Genomic DNA, 23,444 nt, shown 5'->3' on the forward strand with positions numbered 1-23,444 from the left:
ACCTGCGGGACCGACGTGGTTGGCGGATACCCGCGGGGTTCGGGTGGTGTCGTGTCGGGTTCGTTCCGGTGGATTCACTACGGACGGTCCCAAAGCCCCGGGTATGAGCGACCAGAGTGCGGACGTGTCACGTCGGGCCTTCCTGCGCGCTGGCGCAGGCGCCACAGCAGTCGCGGCGGGTACCGGCACCGCCGCCGCCCAGGAAGGGACCGAGGGCGAGGGCGAAGGCGGCGGTGGCGGAGGCGGTGGAAACGTCCGACCGGAGTGGCCGTCGTACCTCGACGACGCGAACGACGAGGGCTACGAGGACCTGCGCGGCGAGTCGGAGGTGACCGTCGAGGTCGGCGTCGGCTCGGGCGGGTTCGCGTTCGGGCCGACGAAGATCTGGGTCGACTCGGGGACGACGGTGAACTTCGAGTTCGTCGAAGCGGGCCACAACGTGAAACCGAACAGCCAGCCCGAGGGCGGCAGCCTCGACGGCACCGACGGCGGCGAGTTCGAGACCGTCTCCTCGGGAACGACCTACTCGGCGACGCTGGAGACCGGCGGGATGTTCACGTACTACTGCGGCCCCCACGAAGGCCAGGGCATGAAAGGCGGCATCGCCGTCGGCGGGGACGTCTCCACCGTCGAGGTTGACACGGGTGGCGGCGGTGGTGGCCGGCCCGAAGTACCCGACGCGGCGAAGTCCCTCGGCGTCGCCACCGGGTTCGGGATGGCGGCGACGCTCGGACTGGCGTACTTCTTCATCAAGTACGGCGGCGACTACGGCGAGTACGACGAGGCCTGAGACCGTCGAAACCGCCGAGCGGGTCCAGTTATCCGCGCCGCGACCGTCGAAAATCCGGTTCCGATCAGATCGCGTCCGGTCCTGTGTGGACCGTCAGTTCGACGTCGCGAGGTTCGCCTTCCACGTCAGCGACGATCCGTTCGACCACTCGAGTCGCTTCCTTTCGGATGAGCGGTTTGACCTTCTCGACGACGCGGGACAGCGAGATGAACCGCGGCAGGTCGATGCTACCGGCGTTGACCGAGTCGGAGTCGTATTCGATCCGCAGTGACACGCGAGAGGCGGTCTCGACCTCCGGCGGTCGCGGGTCGGAGACTTCCTCGACACTCCAGCGGCCGTCGGCGTCGATGTTCTTCGTGACTCGCCAGTCGAGCCGGCTCGGCGGATCGGTCGCGACGACCTCCGCGTGGGCCGTGTAGTTGAGCTTCCACCACGAGAAGTGCATGGCGTAGCGCGTACCGGGGGAGCCGTCGCCGTCGGCCCGGACTTCCTTCAGGTACTCGGAGTAGTCCGCGTACCGCGGGAAGTCGGCGATAAAGTCGTACATCTCCTCGGGTGCGACGTAGACGACCGTGCTGACCTCGACTTCGTCCACACGTCCCCTGCGGAGCGCTCGTACTAATAGTCTCGGCGCGCGTGGCCCGGCGGAGCGGTCAGTCCCGGGTGCTGCTGCGTTCGAATCCAAACGTCGGGTTGCCCGGTCGCTCTCTCAGTGGGTCGTCTCGACTTCGGTGTCGACGGTGTACGCGTCGGTGTCGTCGACCCCGTCGCCGAAGTCGTCCCCCTCGTCGGAGCGCTCCCGGAACGCGACGCCGAGGTAGCCACCGACTGCGCCGGTTCCCGCGACGACCGCCGCGGTGACGGCGAGTGCGAACACCATGATCCCGATGACGATCGCCGTGCCCAGCGCCTCGCCGCCGACGACCGTGCCGAAACTGATGATGCTGAAGACGAGGACGAGTCCCCCGAAGATCGGGATCGCGGCGATGAGCCCGGATACCGCCCCGACTTTCGCGCCGTCCATGCGCGTCCCCCGCTGCAGGTAGCCGGCGACGGCACCGCCGATGATCGTCGCGAAGGGGATCCACGACAGCAGTACCATCGCGACGGCGCCGATGAGCGCGTTCACCCAGAAGTCACCCTCGCGCTGTGCGACGAACGAATCCGTAGATTTCGTAGCCATAGTATCTATAGGTTCTCTCACACGATAAGCGTATGTGCTAAATCCGCCCGTATCGGGGTTTGAAATGGCGAATCGTGGGATGCGGCCGAACCGGACGACGGCGACAGACCTATAGGGACGAACGTGGACAGCCTACTCCATGAGCGACGATACAGACCACGAGTTCGGTGGGTTCGGCGGTCGACACGTGCCGGAACCGATGCAGGAACCGCTCGCGCAACTGGCCGACGCCTTCGAGACGGTCGTGCAGACGGAGGAGTTCCGCGACGAGTTCCGCGCAATCCTGGAGGAGTTCGCCGGGCGGCCGACGCCCATCTACCACGCCGAGAATCTCTCGGAGCGCTACGGCGCGGAGATCTACCTCAAGCGCGAGGACCTGCTTCACGGCGGCGCCCACAAGATCAACAACGCCGTCGGGCAGGCGCTGCTCGCGGAGAAGGCCGGCAAATCGCGGCTGATCGCCGAGACCGGCGCCGGCCAGCACGGCACGGCGACCGCGATGGTCGGCGCGCTGTTCGACCTTGACACGGAGATCTACATGGGTCGGAAAGACGTCCGGCGCCAGCAGATGAACGTCTTCCGGATGCGCCTGATGGGCGCGGAGGTCAACGAGGTGACCCGCGGTGGCGAGGGTCTGGCCGACGCCGTCGACGCGGCGCTGGAGGACTTCGTCGAGAACGTCGAGGACACCCACTACCTCGTCGGCTCCGTGGTGGGGCCGGACCCGTTCCCGCGGATGGTCCGCGAGTTCCAGTCGGTCATCGGCCGGGAGGCCCGCGAGCAGTTCCGCGAGCGGACGGGTGAACTCCCCGACGCCGCCGTGGCCTGCGTCGGCGGCGGGTCGAACGCCATCGGCCTGTTCCACGCGTTCCGCGACGACGACGTGGCGTTCTACGGCGGCGAGGGCGGCGGTGAGGGGAGCGACTCGGCCCGCCACGCCGCGCCGCTCGACGACGGCCACGAGGACGTGATCCACGGGATGAAGACCCGCGTCATCGACGACGACACGGAGGTCCACTCGGTGTCGGCCGGGCTGGACTACCCCGGCGTGGGCCCCGAACACGCGATGTTCCGGGAGATGGGGCGTGCGGAGTACCGCGCGATCACCGACGACGAAGCGCTGGAGGCCTTCCGCGCGCTGAGCGAGGAGGAGGGGATCATCCCGGCGCTGGAGACAGCCCACGGGCTGGCGATGGCCAAGCGCGTCGCCGAGGAGACCGACCACGAGACCATCCTCGTTAACCTCAGCGGCCGCGGCGACAAGGACATGGAGACCGCCGCCGAGCGGTTCGATCTCTCGTAGTCGGGACGAACGGTTCGACTGAGCCCCGTTTTCGGGCGGTCCAGCTAATTCAGTGAGTCACAGCTGGTCGACCAGTTCGCGGAGCCGCGCGACGCGCTCGTCGGTCGGCGGATGCGAGCGCGTCTCGACGTGGAACTCCTCACTATCTCCGCCATCGCCGTCCCCGTCGCCAGGGCTGTCGAACCCGTGGGGGAGCAGACAGAGGCCGCGGACCTCGTCGTAGGCGAGGCGCTTGTCCACGTTCGGGGCGCTCGCCGATTCCTCGTCGAGCGTCGCGAGCGCGTCGGCGAGGGCGACCGGGTCGCCGGTGAGGGCAGCGGCGCCGCCGTCTGCGGCGAACTCCCGGTAGTGGGAGAGTCGGCGGGCTGCGATGACGGCCGCGGTGGCCAGCGCACCGAGTGCGATGCCGCCGCCGACGACGACCGCCGCGAGGCCGACGACGAATCCGAAGGCGTATCCGGGATCGAAGGGGTTCGTCCCGGCCGCGATGGCGCCGACGACGTAGATCACGCCGAGCGCGGTCGCCCAGAGAATCCGGCTGCGGGCCCACGGCCCCAGCGAATCGAGCAGCGAGTGGCGGTCGCTCGTCAGCGCCGGGAGGAACGAGGCGAGGGTCATCACCGTCGCGTCGCGGTGCTGGAGGTGCGCGAGTTCGTGCGCGAGGACGGCGTCGAGGCGGTCGCCATCGAGCGTCGCGAGCAGGCCGGTACTGACCACGAGCGTCGGCCGCCCGGCGCCGCCGAGGGCGAAGCTGTTGGGCGTCTCGCTGTCGACGACGTAGCACTCCGGCGTCGGGACGTCCGCTTGCGCTGCCAGTCGGGTCACTCGACGGTCGAGGTCGAGATGTGAGTCCGCCGTCGCGGGCTCCGCGTCGACGGCGTCGAGGGTCTCGCTGCGGACGTATCGCAACTGCGCCCAGACGCAGGCGGTGACGAGAACCGCGGCCAGCGGGAGCCACCACAGCGTGGCCGCTACCGACGGGAGACCGACCGCGTCGACGGCGCGGCGTGCTGCCTCGTCGACCCACGGTGCGGCGAGATAGACGAGCACGCCGACGAACAGGGCGTTGGCGACGAGTACGGTGGCCAGCGCAGCCACCATCCTGACCGCCAGCCCGCGGTCGCTGCTGAGAGACACGTCGAATGCGTTCGCGGTGCCGTGGCAAAAACTGTCCGATCGATGGGACAGTTCGCGAAGGCAACAGTTTTGTCTCGAACAATCCAGTGTCCGGTGTGACGCGATCAGGGTACCGGACGGTGCTGGTGGCGCTGGGAGTCGCCGCGGTGGCGCTAGGGGGCGCCCTCTTCCCGGCGACGGGATTCGGGTCCGCACCCGCCTCCGAGACGGACCTCGTCGGTCCGGCCGGCTCTGCTCCGGGCGACGGACCGGCGGGTGATTCGACGCCGCGGTCCGGAGACGGGACGGTCGTCGCCGGTGAAGGAACTGCTCCCGACTCGAGCGAAACTGGTCCGGACGCCGGGCCGACCGACGCGAGCGAGACAGTGACGCTCGCACCGGACACGCCGGCGACGGAGGGGGCCACGTCGACGCCGACAGCTACCCCGAACGCTACCTCCAGCCCCACGCCGATACCGGACGGGACGCCGACGCCCGCTGGGGGCGGGATCGACTGGAACTCGATCGTGAGTGGGGCCGTGCTGTTGTTCGTCACGACGGTCGGCGTTCTGGTGTTCGGCCGAACTGTCCAGGCGCTTCTGGCCGCTCGCCGCGGTTCAGACGGGGGGTCTTCCGGATCCCCCGGCATTCTCGGCTGGCTCGGCGGATTGGGCGGCGCTTCGCCGACGAGCATCGCCGCCCGGATCCCGCAGTTCACGATGGTCGCGCTCGTCGGCGTTTCGACGGGGACGGCCCGGGTGCTGGGCACCGCCGGTTCGATCGCGGGTGAGGTCGCGGGTGGACTCGCGTTAGTCGCCGGCGCGGGGTCGCGATCGCTGACGAGCGGTCTCGGTCGGGGACTGACGGGGCTGTTCTCGCTGCCCAGCGGGCCGACGTTCTCGCTCGCGGGGCTGTTCTCCGGTGCGGGCGGCAGTCAGTCGACCAGTGGGTCGACCGACTCACCGTCCGCGGACGCTCGCTCGGTGACGGACGTCGATCCCGAGTCGGAGTCCGACGACGCCATCCGGTCCGTCGAGGAGGCCTGGGAAGCGTTCGCCGAGCCGCTTCCCGCGAGCAGGCCCGAGGCACGCACTCCGGCCGAGTTCGCGCGGCTGGGGATCGAACACGGGGACCCGTCCGAACCGGTCCGGCAGCTAACCCGGGTGTTCCGTGACGTGCGCTACGGGGGACAGCCGTCCTCGGACGAGCGAACGCGCTCGGCCATCGAGGCCGTCGGCGACATCCTCGCCGAACGGGGCCGGGAGGGTGACCGATGAGCGACCGCTCGACAGAGGATCCACCCGGCCCGGATCCGGGGCGGTTCGTCGCGACGTTCGGCGGAGACCACCGGTTCGCCCGCCACGTCGCGGGAGTCGTCGGTGCGCTCTCGTTCGTAGCTGCGGTGGCGATCGCCGCCGGCATCGGGGGCCCGCGGGTCGACGACGCGGTCGGCGCGCTGGCCGCTCCGGCGCGCCTGCTCGTCTACTTCTTTGCCCATCTGGCCGTCGCGCTCGGGCTCTGGTCGCTGTGGACGGCCCGGAGCGACAGCGAGGAAGCGGGGCCGACGACGCTGCCGGCACCCAGGGACGCGGACGAAATATCGGACAGGATCGTCGGTGGAAGCGTCGACGAGACGCTCCAGCGGCTCGCCGATCCGTCGGAGGGGATCAGACTGCGGGGACGCATCGGTGTCGAGCGGGAGATCCGGGAGCTGGCGATCGACGTTCTCCGGAACGAGTCCGACGCCGGGTTCGAAGACGTGGCGGTCGCGATCGACGAGGGGACCTGGACCGACGACCCGCGCGCCGCCGCGTACATCGGCGACGTGGAACTACCGGTGCGGCTCCGCGTGATCGACTGGGCCAGCGGCGATCCGTACCGGCGGCAGGTGGAGGCGACCGTGGCCGAACTCGCGGCCATCGCCGACGTCGAAACGGAGGTGGAGTCGCCGTGAGTAGCGAATTGAGTGTGGACGCTGACCGATCGGACGCGTGGGAGCGAAGCGGGACTGCCGCGGACGGCCCCGGCGACGAGCCCGTGGTGACCCAGACGACGACCGCCTCCGAGACGATCGGGACCGACGGCGAAGGTCGGTGGCTGGTCGGGCTCGCTCTCGCGCTGGTCGCGGGGAGCGCCGGCGTCGTCCTCTCGAATACGGGGGCGTTCCTCGCGGCGATCGTGGGGCTGGTCTACGCGGGCTACGTCTCGCTGACGGGGCCGCCCGAGGCGGCGCTGGTCGTCGAGCGGGTCGTCGCCCCGGTGGCGCCGAAACCCGGCGATCGAGTCTCGGTGACGGTCCGGGCCGAAAACGTCGGGTCGGCACCGATCGCGGACCTGCGACTGGCCGACGACCCGCCCGCCGGGCTGGAGGTGATCGACGGGGAGACTCGCAAGGCGGCCACGGTTGAAACCGGCGAGACGATGGAGCTGCACTACGACCTGCGGGTCACCCGAGGGAAACACGGGTTCGGCGACGTGGTCGCGGTCGCGCGCGGCGCGAGCGGCGTCGGCGTCCGGCGGACGGTCTACGACGCCGCCGAGACGCTCGTCTGCCACACACCGGTCGAATCCGTGGCGCTGACCGGGCAGACGGGGATCGGTGCGGGCCGCGTGCAGACCGACAGCGGCGGCGAGGGCGTCGAGTTCTACGCGACGCGGGAGTACGCCCGCGGCGACCCCGCGAGCCGCGTCGACTGGAACCGCTACGCGACGACGGGCGAACTCACGACCGTCACCTACCGGGAGTCCAGGGCGGCGACCGTGATGGCCGTCGTCGACGGCCGCTTCGTCCGCCGGCGCGCACCCGGGGACCCTACCCCACGCGAACTCTGCAGTTATGCCGCGGTCCGGATCGCTGACGCCGTGCTGGACGAGCAGAACCTCGTCGGCGCGTCGGTGTTCGACCACCGACGGTCGATAGAGTTCGCGACGCTCGGGACGGTTGCGCCCGACCGCGGAACGGAGCAGTCGCTGCGGATCCGGTCGCTGCTGGAACGCGAACTCGGCGTCGAGGTCGACGACCTGCACGTCTCCGCCCGTCACGGGGCAGAGTCGGGATCCGGGGCCGAAGCTGATGACGAACAGCGCACCGCGACCGGCCCCGGGTCGGAGAGCGCCACTCGGGGCAGCAACAGCCTCCTCGATCGACTCCCGGAGGGCGCACAGGTGGTCTTCGTCACGCCGCTGCTCGACGACGTGGCGGTCCGTGCGGTCGACGAACTGGTGGCCCGCGAGCATGCGACGACCGTCGTCAGCCCCGACGTGACCGACGGGTCGACGCCGGGCGGCGCGGTCGAGCGGGTTCTCCGCTCGGAACGGCTCGGCTCCGTCACCGGGACGAAGCGAGTGCGAGTCGTCGACTGGTCGCCGGACGAACCGCTGCAGGCGGCTGTCGACCGCGCGAGCGCGAGGTGGGACGCATGACCGAGCGCGCTCGACAGAGCGGCGTCGTCTCCATGCGTGCGGCGCTCGCGGTCACGGTCGGGCTGGCCGCGCTGGTCGCCGTCGGGATCGACGCGGTGCCAGCGGCTGGTGCAGGCATCGCCGGCGCGCTGGCGGCTGGCTGGGGCAGCGGCGCGGTCGCGGGCGAGCGCAAGCGACGGGTCGCGGCCGGGAGCGTGGCGCTGGTGCTCGGGAGCGTCGCACTCCTCGCCGGCACCGTACTGGTGGCTCAGACGGACGGCGCAGCATACGTCGTCGTTCTCGTCGGGACGACCGTCGCCGCAGTCGCGGCGTCGGACGGGTTCGACGCCGAGGTGATATCGGAGCTGTACCGCACGGTCTCGGAATCGGGATTCGTGACGGTCGTGAGCTGCATCGGGTTCGGACTCGCGGCGTTCCTGTTCGGGACCGGCTTCGCTGCGGCACTCCTCCGAAGGGCACTGTCGCTATCCACGTACTCCGCGCTGGTGGCACTGTGGTGGCTACAGGTGGAGGTGCTCTGCGTCGGGCTGCTCGCCGAGCGGGCGGCGCGGGTCGTCGGTAGGTGGGCGCCGACCGACGCCGCGCTCGACCAGGGGCTCGCGGCGCAGTTCAGGTTCCAGCTCTCGGACGTACCGCGCTGGTACCTCGTCGCACTGGCCGTGCAGTTCGTCTTCGCGACGCTCGCGCCGGACGCACTCGCTCCGTTCCTGGCCGCGCGCCCGGAAGCCGCGCGAGCCGTGGAGATACTGCTCCTCTCCGGGGCCACACAGATCGGGATCGCCGCTGTGGCGGCCGCGCTCGCTGCCGTCTCGCTGTGTTCGTCCATCCAGCGGGCCGTCGTCTTCTGGACGGGAACGTCGCCCGGGTACACGCTGGCGTTCGCGGCCGGCGGTCTCGCCGGGGCCGTCGGTGCCTTGGCCGTCGGCGTCCTCGCCGTAGTCGGACTGGCTGCTGACGGGCTAGCCGTGGTCGGTTCGGGAACGAACTTCGCCGCGTTCGGCCCGGCCCTCCAGGCGCTGGTCGGCGTGTTCGTCTCGCTCCTCGCGACGGCCGCGCTGATACTCGGCGCCCACGTCCTCGTCGACGGCGCGGACCCCGCGGGAGGTGGGTTCAGCGTGAGCGCGGTAGCGCTGCTCGCGGGCACCCTGTTGCTCTCGAACGACCTCCCCGCCGTCGCGGTCGTGGTCGGCGCGGCGGTCTGCCTGTTCGTGTGGGACGTGGGCGTTCACGCGGTCGGCCTCGACCGGGACCTCGGGGGTGTCAGGCCGTCGACCCGGACCGAAGTCGTCCACGCGACCGCCGCGGGGAGCGCCCTGTTCGGTGGCGTCGTGGTCGCGACCGCCGTCGGCTACTTCGCCGTGCCGCTCCGTATACCCGACGACCGGGCGATGGTCGCGCTCGTCCTCGTCCTGTGTTCGTTCGTCGCGTTCGCGTTCGCCGTCCGGCGGTGAAGATATCGATCAATCGTCCACCGTTCCGGATTGAAACGTCGTATTGCGGACCTTGAGGCGCCGTATTGCGGCCCTTGGACGGGTCCAACGGGTAGCCCCGACCGTCAACGAACGGAACACTCATTAGGACGCTCCCGACCAGTATCGAACGGGTGTCAGAGGCAATCCCTATCGGATCGAACACCCGTCTCCCCCCTCTCGGTCCCCGATTCTCTCGAACGCGTCCACGGTGAGCCCCGCGTCCGCCGCTCTCTATCGTTCCGTCCGTGTCGAGCCGTCTCTTATAAGTCACGCGGGGGCTAACGTGCGAGCGATGCTGGACGGCGTCAACGTCGCGCTCGGTGTCACCGGTTCGATCGCGGCCGTGAAGACAGTGGAGCTCGCCCACGAACTGCGACGCCGCGGCGCGAGCGTCAGGGCCGTCACCACGGGCGCCGCGGAAGGGATCGTCCACCCGTGGGCGCTGGAGTTCGCCACCGACGAGCCCGTGGTAACGGAGATCACCGGCGCCGTCGAACACGTCGAACTCTGCGGCCGCGAGGGGTGGGCCGACGTGTTCCTGATCGCGCCCGCGACCGCCAACACCGTCGGGAAGATCGCCGCCGCCGTCGACGACACGCCGGTTACCACCTGTGCGACGACGGCGCTCGGCGCGGGCGTCCCGGTCGTCGTCGCCCCGGCGATGCACGAACCGATGTACGACCACCCCGGCGTGCTGGAGGCCATCGACCGCGTCGAGTCGTGGGGCGTCGAGTTCGTCGACCCGCGCGTCGAGGAAGGGAAGGCGAAGATCGCCACCGAGGACGCCATCGCGCTGGCGACCGCTCGCGCGGCGACGCCGGACCCGCTCTCCGGCCGTCACGTCGTCGTCACCAGCGGCGCGACGACCGAGTCGATCGATCCCATCCGGACGCTCTCGAACCGCGCTTCGGGCAAGACCGGTCGCGCCGTCGCGCGGGCGTGCTACGTCCGTGGCGCGGACGTGACGCTCGTCTACGACGGGGAAGACGTTCCGTACGCGACCGTCGAGTCCGTCGAGTCGGCGGCGGAGATGTGCGAGGCGACGCTCGATGCCGTCGCCGACGCCGACGCGCTCGTCTCGGCGGCAGCCATCTCCGATTACACCGTCGAGCGCCGCCCCTCGAAGATCCGTTCGGGACAGGAGTCGCTGACGCTCGAACTCGAACCGACGCCGAAACTCGTCGATTCCGTCCGCGAGGCCCGCCCGGACCTCCCCATCGTCGGGTTCAAGGCCGAAACTGACGGCGACGACGAGGACGTCGTCGCGGCCGCCCAAAACCTGCTCGACCGTGCCGAGATGGCCTTCGTCGTCGGCAACGACGCCAGCGTGATGGCCGCCGACGAGACGCGTGCGCTGATCGTCCGCGCCGACGACGTGAGCGAGTACGAGGGCGAGAAGGCGGGACTCGGCGCTCGAATCGCGGACGAACTCGTCGACGAACTCTGAGCGGCGTCGCCGGTTCTCCGTCCTGTGGGGTTCTCGGCGTCGTCCCCGTGTGCTATCCGTCCCTCTCGTTCGCTCGACTTCCCACACCGCCGAGGGCAGGTTGGAGCGTCGTCGAGAGGTCGGTCGACTGGGCGACTCTGAGTGCTGCGAGACCCACCAGCAGTGCGTTCCCCCAGAGGCCGGGCTGAAAGAGCAGGTACGCGGGCCGGAGCGCCTCGAAGGCGGGGATCGCGTCGGGCACGTTGTGGACTACGAACTTCAACCCGTAGGCGTGGAGGTGCACGAGCAGGAGGCCGACCGCCACGAGCTCGGGGTAGCCGTCGCGTTCGAGCTCGACGGCCAGCAGCACCACCGCGACCGGGAGCAGGGCGACGAAGTAGTACGCGTAGGTCTGGGGCGTAAACAGCGGGACGGCGGCGACGCCAAGCGCGAAGACGCTCCGCCGAGCGCGGGCCGGTGCGAGCACGGCCAGCCCAGCGATCGCGAGACAGGCGACGGCGCGGATCACCTGCGCGCCGGGCAGCCACGCGAGCGGCTTGAAGTACGGCGGGAGCCAGAGCGTCGGCGACCGCGCGCCGCCGCTGCCCTTCTGGACGCCCCACTGGAGCACCTCCAGATAGGTCCGGTAGGACCCGACGTCGAAAAACCGGATCGACAGCCACAGGACCGGAATCGTCGTCAGGAGCGCGCCCGCCATGCGTCGCCGGTCGTGCAGGAGGTGCGCGCCGACGGGGGCGTAGGCGAACTTGACGATGCCGACGACTGCCGTCGCGGCGCCGCTCGCGAGCGCCAGCCACGACTCGAACAGGGACGCGTCTGCGGGATCCGCCGCGCGGCGCCCGTCCCAGATCATCGCAGCGCCCGCGAACGAGAGGAGTCCGCCCATGAACAGGGCGGTCTGCCCGAGCTTCGCGGCCAGCAGTACCGGCTGGAAGCCCGCGACGAGCCACGCGAGGCCGAGTCGCTCGAACCAGCGGAGGTCGTAGCCGAGCGCGGCGATCAGCGCCTGCAGTCCGGCCCACAGGAGCAGGGCCGTCGAGAGGACCCACGCGATCGCGGCGGGGCGGAACTCCAGCAGGGTAGCGAACGGCCAGAACAGCAGGACGACCACGGGCGGATAGAGGTAGCTTCCCCAGAAACCGCCGTCGTCGGTGCGGCGGTAGAGGGACTCGCCGGACTGCCAGCGCTCGACGGCCGCGTTGTACGCGCCGAAGTCCCCGAACCGGAAGGTCGAGGCGAACTCGAAGTTCGCACGCAGCCACCAGTCGACGAAGGGGTAGGCGGCCAGCGCGACGAGGAGGGCGACGACGGTGCAGACCAGCGCCGGCCGCTCGCGCCGGCGCGCCCACAGCCGTCCCAGCAGTGACATAATCGCCGATACTGTCGACCGGTATGAATGTCTTCCGTCCCATCAAAGAGACGTTTGAGCCAACGATCGCGGGACCGCGACGGGACTGGGAGCCGTCGACGGCCGGCAGCGGGGACCGGGACTGGTGGCCCGTCAGGGCTCGGCGACGACGACCAGCCGGGTCGACTCCCGCTTCAGCGGTTCACCGTCGAGGTCGGCGTACAGCGACACGTCGGTGAAGCCGGCTTCGCGACAGTTCGCCGCCAGCTCCACCGGCGCGTACAGCCGCACGTCGTAGACCATCTCCCCCTCGTAGTCGTACCCGTCGGCCGTCTCCGTGAACACGCGACGGGTCGTCTCCATCCGCGCGGTCTCGGGGTCGTACTCGGCCGACTCGACGACGAAGGCCTCGGCGTCGTCGGGGACGGCCGCCGCGCGGAAGTCGGCGAGGACGCCCTCGCGGTTGACGAGTTCGAGGACGAGGGCGCCGTCGTCCGCCGTCCGGTCGTACATCCCCCGCAGGACTTCGCGGTTGGTCGCGTCGTCGTAGTACCCGAACGACGTCCAGAGGTTGTAGACGAGGTCATATCGACCGGCTCGCTCGGAGAGGTCTCGCATGTCCGCTCGGTCGACGGTAACTCGGTCGCCGACGCCGCGCTCGGCGATACGCTCCCGGGCGCGCTCGAGGTAACTCTCGGAGATGTCGATACCGCGAACGTCGACGCCGCGCTCGCCGAGTTCGACCGCGTGACGGCCGATGCCGCAGGCTACGTCGAGGGCCGTCTCGGGGTCGATCCCGTGGTCGGCCAGCAGCCCGAGCAGGTCGTCGGTCTCCGACGCGGCGTCGTCGACCCGTCGTTCGAGGTGGGGCCGGAAGATCTCCGACTGCTCGCGGTAGGCGACCTCGGTCCAGTGGGTCATACCGGCGCGACGACGCCCGGTGGCAAAAACGACGCGGTGGTGTGTGACGGAGTGACGGCCGAATAGTCAGTCGTCTTCGGCGTCGTCTCGCATCGGGACGGTTCCGGGCCAGTCGCCGCTCTCCAGGAAGGGGACGCCCATCTTCTGGGCGGCCCGCGAGATGACGTGTGCACCGGTCGGCGCCGTGAAAAAGAGGAAGACGATGGTCACGAGCGCGGCCAGTCCGTCACCGACGGGACCGTAGTAGACGGTGGTGGCCAGCAGGATGGACGAGCTACCGAGCGTGGCGGCCTTGCTCGTCGCGTGCATCCGGTTGTACACGTTCGGAAGTCGCAGGAGTCCCACCGTCCCGACGAGGAGGAAGAAACTCCCGACGACGACGAGCGCGGTCACGACGACTGCCTGAACTGTGGAGATCATTCGATGATGTCACCCTCTGTGATGAAGCGCGCGACGGCGATGGTGCTGATGAACCCGATGATCGCGAGGACGAGGCTCACGGTGACGAACAGTCCCTCGCCGGTCTGGAGCGCGAACAACGCGGCGATGGCGACGACGTTCGTCCCGATAGTGTCCAGCCCCACGACGCGGTCCGGGACGGTCGGGCCGTTGATGACCCGATAGCCCGCCAGCAGGGTCACGACGGTAGCCAGCATTAGTCCGCCAAGAATAGCCGTCTCGAGGAACGCCGGAAGCTCACTCGCCATCGGTCTCACCTCCCGCGTCGGCCACCGGTTCGGCGGTCTCGCCCTCGTGGTCGGCCGCGGCGCGGCGGTCCGGGTCCGGGACCGGGTCGCCGGGGTCGCGCTCCTCGTCGAAGATGCGCAGGGCGTAGTCCTCCCACGTCCGGATCGGGTTCGTGACGGACTCGTGGTCCCGGCTGTCGATCGCGTGGACGTACAGGGAGTTGCGCTCGGCGTCGTAGTCCATCGTCAGCGTCCCCGGCGTCAGCGTGATGCTGTTCGCGATGGTGGTGATGGCCAGATCTGTCTCGACGCGCAGCGGCACCTCGATCACGTCGGGTTCGATGGGCATCGACGGCGCGAGCACGCGGTACGCCACGTCGACGTTTGCCGTCAGGAGTTCCCACAGGAAGGTCACGAGATAGGCGCCTACGTAGGGGAGACCGCCAATGCGTGCGCCGACCGCCAGGTTTGGCCGGTAGAATCGCCGGAAGGCGAACGCGATCGGGAGCCCGACTGCGAGTCCGATGAGGAACTCGCCGACGACGACATCGGGTGTAACGCCGCGGACGAACAGCCAGACGACCGCCAGTCCGGTGCCGACGCCGATCCAGCGCTTCATCGCGCCACCTCCCGGCACCCGCGAGCGGAGCGCGGTCGGTCACTCATGGGCGACCACCTCCGGGTCCACGGCGTCGACGTACGCGTCGGTGTCGAGCGCCGCCTGCGCTGCGGACTCGGCAAAGCCGTAGACCGGGTCGAAGCCGATACCGACGGCGACGACTACCAGCGCGAGTACGGCGACCACGGCGACGAGGACAGTCGACTGCGAGCCGTGCTCGACCGACGGCGTGACTTCGCCCCAGAATCCCCGCGTCCAGGCCCGCGAGAGGTAGGCGATGGTGAATATCGCCCCCACGAGCGCGCCGGCCAGCGCCAGCCCCGCTCCGGGCGCGTCCGCCGCGAGGGCGCTCGCGCCCGTGTCGAACACCAGTAGCTTGCCGAAAAAGCCCGACAGCGGCGGGATTCCGACGAGCGCCAGCGACCCGAGGAAAAACGACCCCGCGAGGACCGGGAACCGGGTCGTGATCCCTCCGAGGCGGTCGAATTCGGTGGTTCCGGTCGCGTCGTAGACGGCGCCGCTGACGAGGAACAGCAGCGACTTCGCGACGGCGTGGTTGAGCGAGTAGATCAGCGCGGCGACGACGCCGAGCGTCCGTATCGCCGGGTCGGGGACGGTCGCGACGACCGCCAGCGGCAGGACGATGAAGCCGACCTGACCGATGCTGGAGTAGGCGAAGACGTCGTCCAGGTTGTCGCGGCTGACGGCGCCGACCCCGCCGACGAGCATGCTCGCCAGCGCCATCGCGAACAGAACGGGCCCGAAGAAGGCGAGGAACGACTCGCCCGAGAGCCCGGGCAGTCCGAGGCCGCCCTCGACCGCGCCGGCGGCGAAGACGGTGAAGTACAGGCGGACGATGGCGTAGATTCCGACCTTCTTGGTGACGCCGGCGAGGAACGCGGAGATGGGCGCCGGGGCGGCGCGGTAGGCGGGCGGGACCCAGAACTGGAAGGGGACGATCCCCGCCTTCAGCGCGAAGACGACCAGCAGGATGGCCGACAGCCCGAGGACCGGCGCGGGGTCGATCCCGAACTCGGCCGGCGCGGCCAGCCGTCTGGCGATGTCGGCCATGTTGAGCGTCCCGGTAGTCGCGTAGAGACCGCCGATACTGACGAGCATCAGGGCACTGCCGAAGAGGTTGAGGACGGTGTACTGCAGCGCAGCGGCGGTGTGGCGCGGTCCGCTGTAGAAGACGACGAAGACGTAACTCGGCATGAGCATCACTTCGAACCAGACGAAGAGGTTGAACACGTCGCCGGTGAGGAAGGAGCCGGACACCCCCAGCAGCATGAAGTGGAACAGGGGGTGATAGGAGACGCGCTGGCCCTGGTCGTCCACGTAGACGACCGAGTACACCAGCAGCGCGACCGTCACGAGCGCCGCCATCGAGAGCATGAACACCGCGAGGGCGTCTGCGACGAGGGTGATGCCGAACGGCGCCGGCCAGGCCGACAGCTGGTAGGTCAGCGTCCCGCCGGACAGGATGCGGTCGGCGAGGACGGTGACCCCGACGGCGTAGGCGCCGATGCCCAGCAGGCTGAGTGCGCGCTGGAGGCGGTCGTGGCGCCGGGTCGCCAGCGTCGCGACGGCGGTGACCAGCGCGGCGAGCATCGGCGCGATGACGACGTGGGTGGTCGACACCGCGAGGTCGACGCTCATTCGACGGTCACCTCCCCGAGGTCGAGCGTGCCGTGCTCCTCGTAGAGCCGGTAGGTCAACACCAGCGCGAAGGCGGTCGTCCCGAAGCCGATGACGATGGCGGTCAGCACCAGCGCCTGGACGAGCGGGTCGGTCACGCACCCTGCACCGGCGTCGGGCACCGAACAGGCGACCGGATGCTCGCCGCCGTGCCCGAGGATCGGCGACTGCCCCGTCAGTCCGCCCATCGTCACGAGGTAGACGTTCGCGGCCTGGCTGATGATCGTGACGCCCCAGACGACCCGGACCACGTCACGCCGGAGGATCAGGAAAGTCCCCAGCGCGAACAGCAGTCCGAGGACCGCCGCGAGGATCACCTGGGTCATTCCGCGCCCACCTCCGCGAGGATCGTCAGCAGCGCCCCGACGACGACGGCGTAGACGCCGAGGTCGAACACGAGCGCCGAGGCGACTTCGAGTTCGCCGTACACCGGGAGGTGTTCGAGGAACGCGACCGCCTGCGTCAGGAACGGATAGCCAAGTGCCATCGCGGCGACGCCGCTCCCGGCGGCGACGGCGAGGCCGAGCGCGAAGACCTGACCGTACTCGCGGACGATCCCCGACTCGGTCTCGTAGCGGACGGCGGCGGTTCGGTCGAGCAGTTCGGTCTCGAGGTAGTCGAGCCCGTAGATGATGTAGACGAGCGCGAACGCCGTCACCGTGAGAACGCCGGCGATGAAGCCGCCGCCGGGGAGGTTGTGACCCTGCAACAGCAGCGCGATGGCTGTCACGAGTATCATCGGGACGACCAGTCGCGTCACGGTACGGGCGATGACCGTCGGTTCCCTGTCGAGTGTCACTGGTATTCACCTCGTTCGCGCATCGCGATCAGCGTGATGACCGACAGCGCGGCCATCGCGACGACCGATATCTCCCCCATCGTGTCGAACGCCCGGAAGTCGACGAGGATGACGTTGACGATGTTTCCGCCACCGCCTCCGTCGACGAAGACCGGACCGTGTTCGGCCGGGACGCCGCCGTTCTCGACGAAGTACTGGGCGATCATATCGTCGGGCGTCCCCGCCGTCGAGAGCAACACCGTCACTGCGACGGTGAGTCCCACCGCACCCGCGACGACGGCGTCCCGGGCCGCCCGGACCCTGTCTATCGTCCCGTAGAACGCCGGCAGCTTGTCGAGCACCAGCAGGAAGATGACGAGCACGAGCGTCTCGATGACCAGCTGGGTCAGCGCCAGGTCCGGAGCGCTCCCGAGGATGTAGAAGATAGCGACCATGAACCCGAGGATCGAGAGGGTCAACACCCCGGAGATGTGTGAGGGCGCGGCCGTGACGGCGAGGGCGCCGATCACCGCCACGCCGAGGACGACGACCAGCGCCGGTTCGAGACCGGCGTACGTGATCGAGGGGAGCGCGACGCCCGCGGCCGCGTACGCACCCAGCGCGAGGCCCGCGAGCGCGAGCGAGAGCGCGAGCGCGTACGTGCGGAGATGACCCGTCTGGATCAGGTCGATGGCCGACGAGCGGTCGAGCCCTTCGGTGACGCCGTCGTAGTACCAGTTCGGCCGGAGCGGGTCGACGCTCCGGACGGCGCGGACGCCGTCGCGGATACGGCCGAAGAAGGGGTAGGCGACCGCACCGATACCGATCGTCGCGGCGCTCATGATCACCCACGGGTGCACCTCGGTTGGGAGGTAGTAGGCGAACTCGCCGTGTTCGCCGCCGCCGTGGCCGAGCGAACTCGCCATGACCGCGCCGACGAAGTCCTCGACCGGTGTGAGGTGGACGCCGAACGTTCCGGTCACGCCCCCGAGGCCGACAACGAGCGCGAGCGTGCCGAGGACGGCCGCCGGTAGCCACATCGCCACCGGCGGGGAGTGGACTTCGCCGAGAGCGTCGGGCTTGTCGCCGAAGAACAGCATCACGAAGCGGATCGAGTACAGGAAGGTGAACACGCTGCCGAGGACCGCGACGACGGGCAGTGCCCACCACAGGACCGAGCCGCCGTCCGCGACGAAGTGGTGGGCTGTCTCATAGACGGCGTGGAAGAGGAACTCCTTTGAGTAGAAGCCGTTGAACGGCGGGACACCGGCCATTCCGAGCGCGGCGACCACGGTGACGCCCGCGGTTATCGGGAGGTCAGCTGCGAGGCCGCCGAGTTCGTCGATGGCCCGCGTGCCCGCTTCGTGGGCGACGATGCCGGCGACGAGGAACAGCGCGGCCTTGAACAGCGCGTGGTTGAGGATGTGGAAGGCGCCGGTCTCTGCGCCGAGGTAGCCCGACATGCCGTAGCCGGCGACGATGAGCCCCAGATGGGAGGCCGTCGAGTACGCCAGCAGTTCCTTGATGTCGCTGGCGCCGACGGCGAGGACGGCGGTGACGGTCATCGTCGCGAGTCCCAGCACCCCGAAGACGAGCGTCCACTCGTCGGTCAACAGAAGCGGGCGGAACCGGCCGACGAGGTAGACGCCGGCCTTGACCATCGTCGCCGAGTGGAGGAACGCCGAGACGGGGGTCGGGGCTTCCATGGCGTTCGGGAGCCAGATGTGGAATGGGATCTGCGCGGACTTGGTCGCCGCACCGACCCCGACGAGCAGGAGGACGGGAACGAACAGTCCCTGCGCACGCAGGGCGTCGACCATCGGTTCCGCTGCTTCGAGGATGGAGCCGTGGCCGGCGAGCCGGAACGCCGAGTCGACCCCGGGGACGTCCGCGGCGACGACGGCCAGCAGGAGGAAGCCGACGAGCATGAACAGGCCGCCGGCCACCGTGATGAGCATCGACTTGCGGGCGGCGTACTGGGAGGCGTCGGCGTCCTGGTAGTGGCCGATGAGCAGGAACGAGGAGACGCTCGTCAGCTCCCAGAAGACGAACAGCGCGATGAGGTCGGCGGCGAAGGCGACGCCGAGCATCGAGCCCATGAACGCAAGCAGCGTCGCGTAGTATTTCGCCTGGCCCGGCTCGCCGTGCATGTACCCACCCGAGTAGGTGAACACGAGCACGCCGACGCCGCTGGCCAGCGTCCCGATCAGCAGTGAGAGCCCGTCGACGTAGAACGCGAGCGAGACGCCGTAGTTCGGGATCCACGGGACGACGAACGTGGTGCCGTGCGTCCCGACGGCGTCCGCGAGGAACGCGATCAGCCCGAGACAGGCCGCGGCGACGGCGGCAGCGAAGTAAGCCGTCCGCTCGCCGAGGACGCGATGGATCAGCGGTGCCAGCACCGCTCCGAGAAAGGGAAGTGCCACCACGGCGAGCACTACGAACCGGTCCGGTTGCACACCCGTTTCTGATTCGAGACGGGACTTAACACTTCTCGTCTCCGTCGACCGTCCACCGCCGAGCGCACCGAATTCTGTCGGCAGACCCTTCTACCTCGTCCCGCTACTGGCACGATTCAGGCCGGGCGACACTGCGTAGAATCAAATTTGGAATCGGGCAGGAAGGCTTGAATTTACGTTTTTGATAATACGGCAGTGAGGCTTATGTATGGGGCTGGGTGACCCACAGATGACACGCACCGATCGCCGTCCGCGCTGGGGGTCGCCCCGGTCGATGGCGAGAGAAGGGGTTCGGCCCCGCGCATCGGGCGTGACGACACAACAATGAAACTCAACCAACTCTTCGCGGACGACGACGCGGTGTCGCCGGTTATCGGCGTCATCCTGATGGTCGCGATCACGGTCATCCTCGCGGCCGTCATCGCGACGTTCGTCCTCGGTCTCGGCGACCAGGTGAGCAGCACAGCCCCCCAGGCATCCTTCAGTTTCGAATGGAACGGTGAGGCGGGTGGCACGGCCCCGCTCGAGATCACTCACGATGGCGGTGAGACGATTCAGGCACAGAACCTCTACATTCGCGGTTCCCCTGGTTCGGGCGGCGCTAGCTTAGGTCAAAGCTGGGATAGTTATAATACCGCAGGTGGCGGCTCCTCAATTGGCGCGACTTCAGACGTTCAGGCAGGTATGGCTATCGAGATCGCCGACGTGGGCTCCGACGGCGACGCCCGCGTAGTCTGGCAGAGTACAGCCGGCGACAGCTCCTCGACGCTGAAGGAGTGGACCGGCCCGACGGCCTAACCGGCTCGGCATATCTCACGCGTTCGTTTGGCGGTCGACGCGGACCGCCTGCCGACCGTTTTATTCCATCTTTGATATCGATATCCAAAATCACCGATCTCGGGTTTGATATTGTCGTCCCTATCCGCGGGCGTCTCCGTGAATGCGATGGGGCCAGCATCGTGGCCATGCGGTGGCCAGCGCGAGTCGTTCATCCCGAAACTGTCTTAGCGGATGAGCAATCTAACTCACAGCATCCGAACGGGCGGCCGGGGTTCCGTCCGGGAGAACGGGTCCGACACTATGAGTAATCAACGGAGACGACTACCGACGCGCGGGGAGGGAGAGCTGTCGAAGGGCGAGATATTCGACGTCTTGCAGAACCAGCGGCGCCGATACGTCCTCGAATATCTCAAGCGGTTCGACGAACCGGTCGAGCTGAGCGACCTCGCGAGGCAGGTCGCCGCCTGGGAGTACCAGACGCCAGTCGAGGAGGTGACGAACGACCAGAAAAAGCGGGTGTACACGACGCTCCAGCAGACCCATCTCGGCAAGATGGAAGACGCTGGCATCGTCGAATACGATACCGACCAGAACCTCGTGCGGCGGACGCCGTACACGGAGGAACTGACCGTCTATCTGGAGATCGTCCCCGGGTCGGAGTTCCCCTGGCGGGAGTTTTATCTCTCGCTCGGGTCCGTCAGTTGCGCCGTCGTCGCGGCGCTGTGGACGGATCTGTTCCCGCTTACGTTACTCACACCGCTCGAGTGGGCGACCGTCATCGCCGCGACATTTACTGTCGCCGCCGCGTACCATACCTACAGCGGCGCGGACATGCGGCTCGGCGACGAGGGGTACGCCCCCGACCAGTTCAAGCGATAGGAACACGATGGCCGATTCCAGTTCCCGTACGCGCCTGTCGTCCGCTTTTGCTCGATTGCTGCCAACGGCTTTATGCCGATCGGGAGCGGTGACTCGCCAATGAACCGGTCGCGGGTGCTTGTCTACGCCACTGCCGCAGTGATTCTGTGCGTTACGCTGCTGTCGGGGCCGGCGATCGGGCTCGTCGATCTGACGACGCCCCGGTACGATATGGCCGGGATCGGCGAGGGCAACGCGACGGTCGACCGCGTCGATGCCCCGGCGTCGGTCTCTATCGAGCGCGAGTACCAGTCCGAGACGTTCTACCTCGACGTTCCCGACGCTCGCATCCGCTTCTCGTCGATATCGGGGAAGCCGACGGTCGCGTACGGGCTGGAGATCCCGGCGTTCAACTACTCGCGATCGACGACGCACTTCCTGAGCGGCGACCGGACGGGGTGGGTCTCGGTCTCACTGCAAACCGATACGTTCTCCGAAGGAGTCACGCCCGGGGAAGCGTACGCGGGAGAGTTATCCCTCGTGATGCGAACGAGTGAGGGGAAATCCGTCCTCTACAACGAGTCGGTTGCCGTGGAGGTGACCGGATGAGCACCGACAGCGGACGGTCGTTCGACCTCGAGCGTTCTCGAGAGCAGGCGGCAGAACTCTCCGACGCGCTCGTCAGGATCGCGGTCGGCGATCGTCTCGGCCTCGTCGTCTTCCTCGGAACGCTAGCCGTGTTCGGACTCACCTGGCGGTTCGGCTTTTTCATCACGGACAACTACACGCCCGCCAACGCACTCGCGGCGCTCGCAGATGGCAGTTTAGTCGTCGACGAGGCGCTCTACGGGTCGCTCGAGGCGCCGGGGATGCAGATCCACGATGGGCGAGTTTACGGTCGCAACTACGGGCAGGTCGCGTTCGCCGTTCCGTTCCTCTGGGCGCTCCGGGCGACGTTGACCGTCGCCGATTTCGGTCTCGTCTTCGCGTCGCTCTGGTCGCTACTCGTCCTCACGCTCGCCGTCCAGATCGGGCGGATCCTCGACCGATCGGCACTCATGGCAGCCGTCGGCTCGGCGGTGGCGCTCCCGGCGTTCGTTCTCAACGCGCACTTCGCCGAACCGCTCACGACGAGCCTGGCTGCGCTCGCAGCGCTCCAGCTCAGCGCGCTGGTCGCGACGGCGTTCGCGGCGAGCACGGCCTACAGGCTGTTCGTCCGGATGCACGGTCGTCGAATGGGTGTCGTAGCGGGCGCGGCGGTCGTCCTCGCGACACCGGTCGGGTTCTGGGCGACAATCCCCAAACGGCACGGGTACGTCGTCGCCCTCCTGATCGGGGTCGTCTACGCCTTCTATCGGAGTCGGACGGAACCGACCGGCGATTCGTTCCTCTCGCCGACAGGGTTCCGCGGCCTCGCGTACGCGCTGGTCGGATTGGTGACCTGGATCCACGCTGGCGAGGGGTTCGTCGCGTTCCTGGCGCTCGCCGCCGTCGACCTGCCGACCGCACGGTCGAACGACCGACGGACGCTCGCGGTCGTGGCGGGAGCGTTTTTCGTCTCGTTGGTCCCCTTCTTCCTGACGAACGCGCTCATCTCCGGCGACCCGGTTCGTCCGCCGCGAATGCTCGACCAGTTCGGCGAGTTCGCCGACGATTCGGCGTTCGGCTCTGGGTCGGGTTCGGGATCCGGTTCGGGTGAGGGCGACGGGGCCGGAGGAACGGGGCTCGTGCCGCCCGCGCTGGCCGGCCCGATAGCGGAACTCTCACGACGAGCCGAACTGCTCTTCGGACCGTTCGTCGGCGGTGCCCACGCGGCGGTGACCCAGCCCGGCGACGTCTATCAGACCCTCGTGCGGGCCGGCTACATCCCGTCGGTGAGCGGACGGGACAACCAGCAGGCGATCAACCTGACGATCGTCGAGTCGGCGCCGCTGGTCGCGGGTATCGTCGGGATCGTTGGGACGGCCGCAGGACGGATCGCTGCGGCGAGGACCGATGGATCGCGGCACTCGCTCTCGACGCGGGTGGTCGATGCGGCGCGATCTCGGCGGCTGACTCCCGACCGGGCGACCGATGCGTTTGTGGTGCTTCTCGCAGTCCTGTTTTTCCTCGTCTACATCCCGCGGCTTCCCCTGCACGCACAGGTCACGGTCCGGTATCTCCTCCCGCTGTATCCCCTCGGGGTCTACGGGGTCCTTCGACAGCAGTCGGTCCGTCGTGCCCTCGATACCCACGGTCGAACGGCGCTGTGGACGTATCTCGCGGGCGTCCTCGTCGGTGCACAACTGCTGTTCGTCTTCGCGACGGTCGGGACGTTCGGACGCGGCGGTGCCCTCCAGCTGCATGCCATCGCCGGCCTCGTCGTCGCGGCCGCGTTCGCACTGGTCGTCACGGCGAGCACGTTCGACGACCGCTTCGACAGGGCGACGGCCGCTACGGGCGCGCTCGCGGCCGCGCTCGGGACGGACCTCCTCGTGCTGTCCGCGCTGGTCTACTTCCAGTACGGACCGTACGCGCTCCCGGTGGTCGACCGCCTCGCCGACGTGCTATCGTCTGCCTGATC

The 23,444-nt window shown here is 68.8% G+C and carries 23 protein-coding genes; 11 read left to right on the top strand and 12 right to left on the bottom strand.

Translation table 11 applies throughout. The features are described from left to right. Positions 1-103: 103 nt before the first annotated feature. Entirely contained in the window at positions 104-790 is a 687-nt protein-coding gene (locus AB2U09_RS22630; protein ID WP_459195012.1) for a plastocyanin/azurin family copper-binding protein, read from the top strand. 64 nt (positions 791-854) lie between these two features. Here the strand turns inward: AB2U09_RS22630 and AB2U09_RS22635 are convergent, their stop codons facing one another. Beyond that, a complete protein-coding gene (locus AB2U09_RS22635; RefSeq protein WP_459195013.1) occupies positions 855-1,385 on the bottom strand; it encodes an SRPBCC family protein in 531 nt (176 codons plus the stop codon). Positions 1,386-1,499: 114 nt separating this feature from the next. After that, complete coding sequence (locus AB2U09_RS22640) at positions 1,500-1,973, bottom strand: DUF5518 domain-containing protein (protein ID WP_459195014.1); 474 nt, start codon at positions 1,971-1,973, stop codon at positions 1,500-1,502. A gap of 139 nt (positions 1,974-2,112) precedes the next feature. Between AB2U09_RS22640 and trpB the strand changes: the two genes are divergently transcribed. Further along, the gene (gene trpB / locus AB2U09_RS22645; protein ID WP_459195015.1) at positions 2,113-3,276 is read left to right on the top strand and encodes a tryptophan synthase subunit beta; all 1,164 of its coding nucleotides are present in this window, start codon (positions 2,113-2,115) and stop codon (positions 3,274-3,276) included. Positions 3,277-3,333: 57 nt separating this feature from the next. Here trpB and AB2U09_RS22650 read toward each other — a convergent pair whose 3' ends face one another. Next, a complete protein-coding gene (locus AB2U09_RS22650; RefSeq protein WP_459195016.1) occupies positions 3,334-4,413 on the bottom strand; it encodes a M48 family metalloprotease in 1,080 nt (359 codons plus the stop codon). Positions 4,414-4,508: 95 nt separating this feature from the next. Here AB2U09_RS22650 and AB2U09_RS22655 point away from each other — a divergent pair, with 95 nt between their 5' ends. The 5 genes from AB2U09_RS22655 (at position 4,509) to coaBC (ending at position 10,734) form a co-directional block, all read left to right on the top strand. Continuing rightward, complete coding sequence (locus AB2U09_RS22655; RefSeq protein WP_459195017.1) at positions 4,509-5,669, top strand: DUF4129 domain-containing protein; 1,161 nt, start codon at positions 4,509-4,511, stop codon at positions 5,667-5,669. Continuing rightward, positions 5,666-6,346 (top strand): DUF7269 family protein, encoded by a 681-nt coding sequence (locus AB2U09_RS22660; protein ID WP_459195018.1) that lies wholly within the window; start codon positions 5,666-5,668, stop codon positions 6,344-6,346. Before AB2U09_RS22655 ends, AB2U09_RS22660 begins: the two co-directional genes overlap by 4 nt. Next, positions 6,343-7,815, top strand: coding sequence for a DUF58 domain-containing protein (locus tag AB2U09_RS22665; protein ID WP_459195019.1), 1,473 nt, complete (start codon positions 6,343-6,345; stop codon positions 7,813-7,815). The genes AB2U09_RS22660 and AB2U09_RS22665 overlap by 4 nt, the downstream gene beginning before the upstream one ends. Beyond that, complete coding sequence (locus AB2U09_RS22670; RefSeq protein WP_459195020.1) at positions 7,812-9,266, top strand: hypothetical protein; 1,455 nt, start codon at positions 7,812-7,814, stop codon at positions 9,264-9,266. Before AB2U09_RS22665 ends, AB2U09_RS22670 begins: the two co-directional genes overlap by 4 nt. 313 nt (positions 9,267-9,579) lie before the next feature. Continuing rightward, positions 9,580-10,734 carry a bifunctional phosphopantothenoylcysteine decarboxylase/phosphopantothenate--cysteine ligase CoaBC gene (gene coaBC, locus AB2U09_RS22675; protein ID WP_459195021.1) on the top strand — a complete coding sequence of 385 codons (1,155 nt, stop codon included), beginning with the start codon at positions 9,580-9,582 and terminating at the stop codon, positions 10,732-10,734. A gap of 52 nt (positions 10,735-10,786) precedes the next feature. On the opposite strand, the gene AB2U09_RS22680 is transcribed toward coaBC, so the two are convergent. The 9 genes from AB2U09_RS22680 to mbhE form a co-directional block, all read right to left on the bottom strand. Continuing rightward, positions 10,787-12,103: a glycosyltransferase family 87 protein gene (locus tag AB2U09_RS22680; RefSeq protein ID WP_459195022.1), complete on the bottom strand. Its 1,317-nt coding sequence runs from the start codon at positions 12,101-12,103 to the stop codon at positions 10,787-10,789. A gap of 132 nt (positions 12,104-12,235) precedes the next feature. Continuing rightward, positions 12,236-13,003, bottom strand: a complete 768-nt coding sequence (locus AB2U09_RS22685) for a class I SAM-dependent methyltransferase (protein WP_459195023.1) — start codon at positions 13,001-13,003, stop codon at positions 12,236-12,238. 66 nt (positions 13,004-13,069) lie between these two features. Next, on the bottom strand, positions 13,070-13,423 hold the full coding sequence (gene mnhG, locus AB2U09_RS22690) for a monovalent cation/H(+) antiporter subunit G (protein ID WP_459195024.1): 354 nt from the start codon (positions 13,421-13,423) through the stop codon (positions 13,070-13,072). Further along, positions 13,420-13,710 (bottom strand): MrpF/PhaF family protein, encoded by a 291-nt coding sequence (locus AB2U09_RS22695; protein WP_459195025.1) that lies wholly within the window; start codon positions 13,708-13,710, stop codon positions 13,420-13,422. Before AB2U09_RS22695 ends, mnhG begins: the two co-directional genes overlap by 4 nt. Then, the gene (locus AB2U09_RS22700) at positions 13,700-14,308 is read right to left on the bottom strand and encodes a Na+/H+ antiporter subunit E (protein WP_459195026.1); all 609 of its coding nucleotides are present in this window, start codon (positions 14,306-14,308) and stop codon (positions 13,700-13,702) included. The genes AB2U09_RS22695 and AB2U09_RS22700 overlap by 11 nt, the downstream gene beginning before the upstream one ends. 39 nt (positions 14,309-14,347) lie before the next feature. Then, positions 14,348-15,967, bottom strand: coding sequence for a complex I subunit 5 family protein (locus AB2U09_RS22705; protein WP_459195027.1), 1,620 nt, complete (start codon positions 15,965-15,967; stop codon positions 14,348-14,350). Beyond that, on the bottom strand, positions 15,964-16,332 hold the full coding sequence (locus AB2U09_RS22710) for a sodium:proton antiporter (RefSeq protein WP_459195028.1): 369 nt from the start codon (positions 16,330-16,332) through the stop codon (positions 15,964-15,966). The genes AB2U09_RS22705 and AB2U09_RS22710 overlap by 4 nt, the downstream gene beginning before the upstream one ends. Continuing rightward, a complete protein-coding gene (locus AB2U09_RS22715) occupies positions 16,329-16,745 on the bottom strand; it encodes an MnhB domain-containing protein (RefSeq protein WP_459195134.1) in 417 nt (138 codons plus the stop codon). The genes AB2U09_RS22710 and AB2U09_RS22715 overlap by 4 nt, the downstream gene beginning before the upstream one ends. Positions 16,746-16,801: 56 nt before the next feature. After that, positions 16,802-19,243, bottom strand: a complete 2,442-nt coding sequence (gene mbhE / locus AB2U09_RS22720) for a hydrogen gas-evolving membrane-bound hydrogenase subunit E (RefSeq protein WP_459195029.1) — start codon at positions 19,241-19,243, stop codon at positions 16,802-16,804. Positions 19,244-19,567: 324 nt separating this feature from the next. Between mbhE and AB2U09_RS22725 the strand changes: the two genes are divergently transcribed. The 4 genes from AB2U09_RS22725 to AB2U09_RS22740 all read left to right on the top strand — a co-directional run bounded on the left by AB2U09_RS22725 (position 19,568) and on the right by AB2U09_RS22740 (position 23,442). Further along, positions 19,568-20,041, top strand: a complete 474-nt coding sequence (locus AB2U09_RS22725; protein WP_459195030.1) for a type IV pilin domain-containing protein — start codon at positions 19,568-19,570, stop codon at positions 20,039-20,041. Positions 20,042-20,323: 282 nt separating this feature from the next. Then, positions 20,324-20,902: a DUF7344 domain-containing protein gene (locus AB2U09_RS22730; protein ID WP_459195031.1), complete on the top strand. Its 579-nt coding sequence runs from the start codon at positions 20,324-20,326 to the stop codon at positions 20,900-20,902. Between the two features lie 99 nt (positions 20,903-21,001). Next, positions 21,002-21,490: a hypothetical protein gene (locus AB2U09_RS22735; protein WP_459195032.1), complete on the top strand. Its 489-nt coding sequence runs from the start codon at positions 21,002-21,004 to the stop codon at positions 21,488-21,490. Then, a complete protein-coding gene (locus AB2U09_RS22740; protein ID WP_459195033.1) occupies positions 21,487-23,442 on the top strand; it encodes a hypothetical protein in 1,956 nt (651 codons plus the stop codon). Before AB2U09_RS22735 ends, AB2U09_RS22740 begins: the two co-directional genes overlap by 4 nt. Positions 23,443-23,444: the final 2 nt, after the last annotated feature.

The organism is Halosimplex yunnanense (assembly GCF_054504345.1).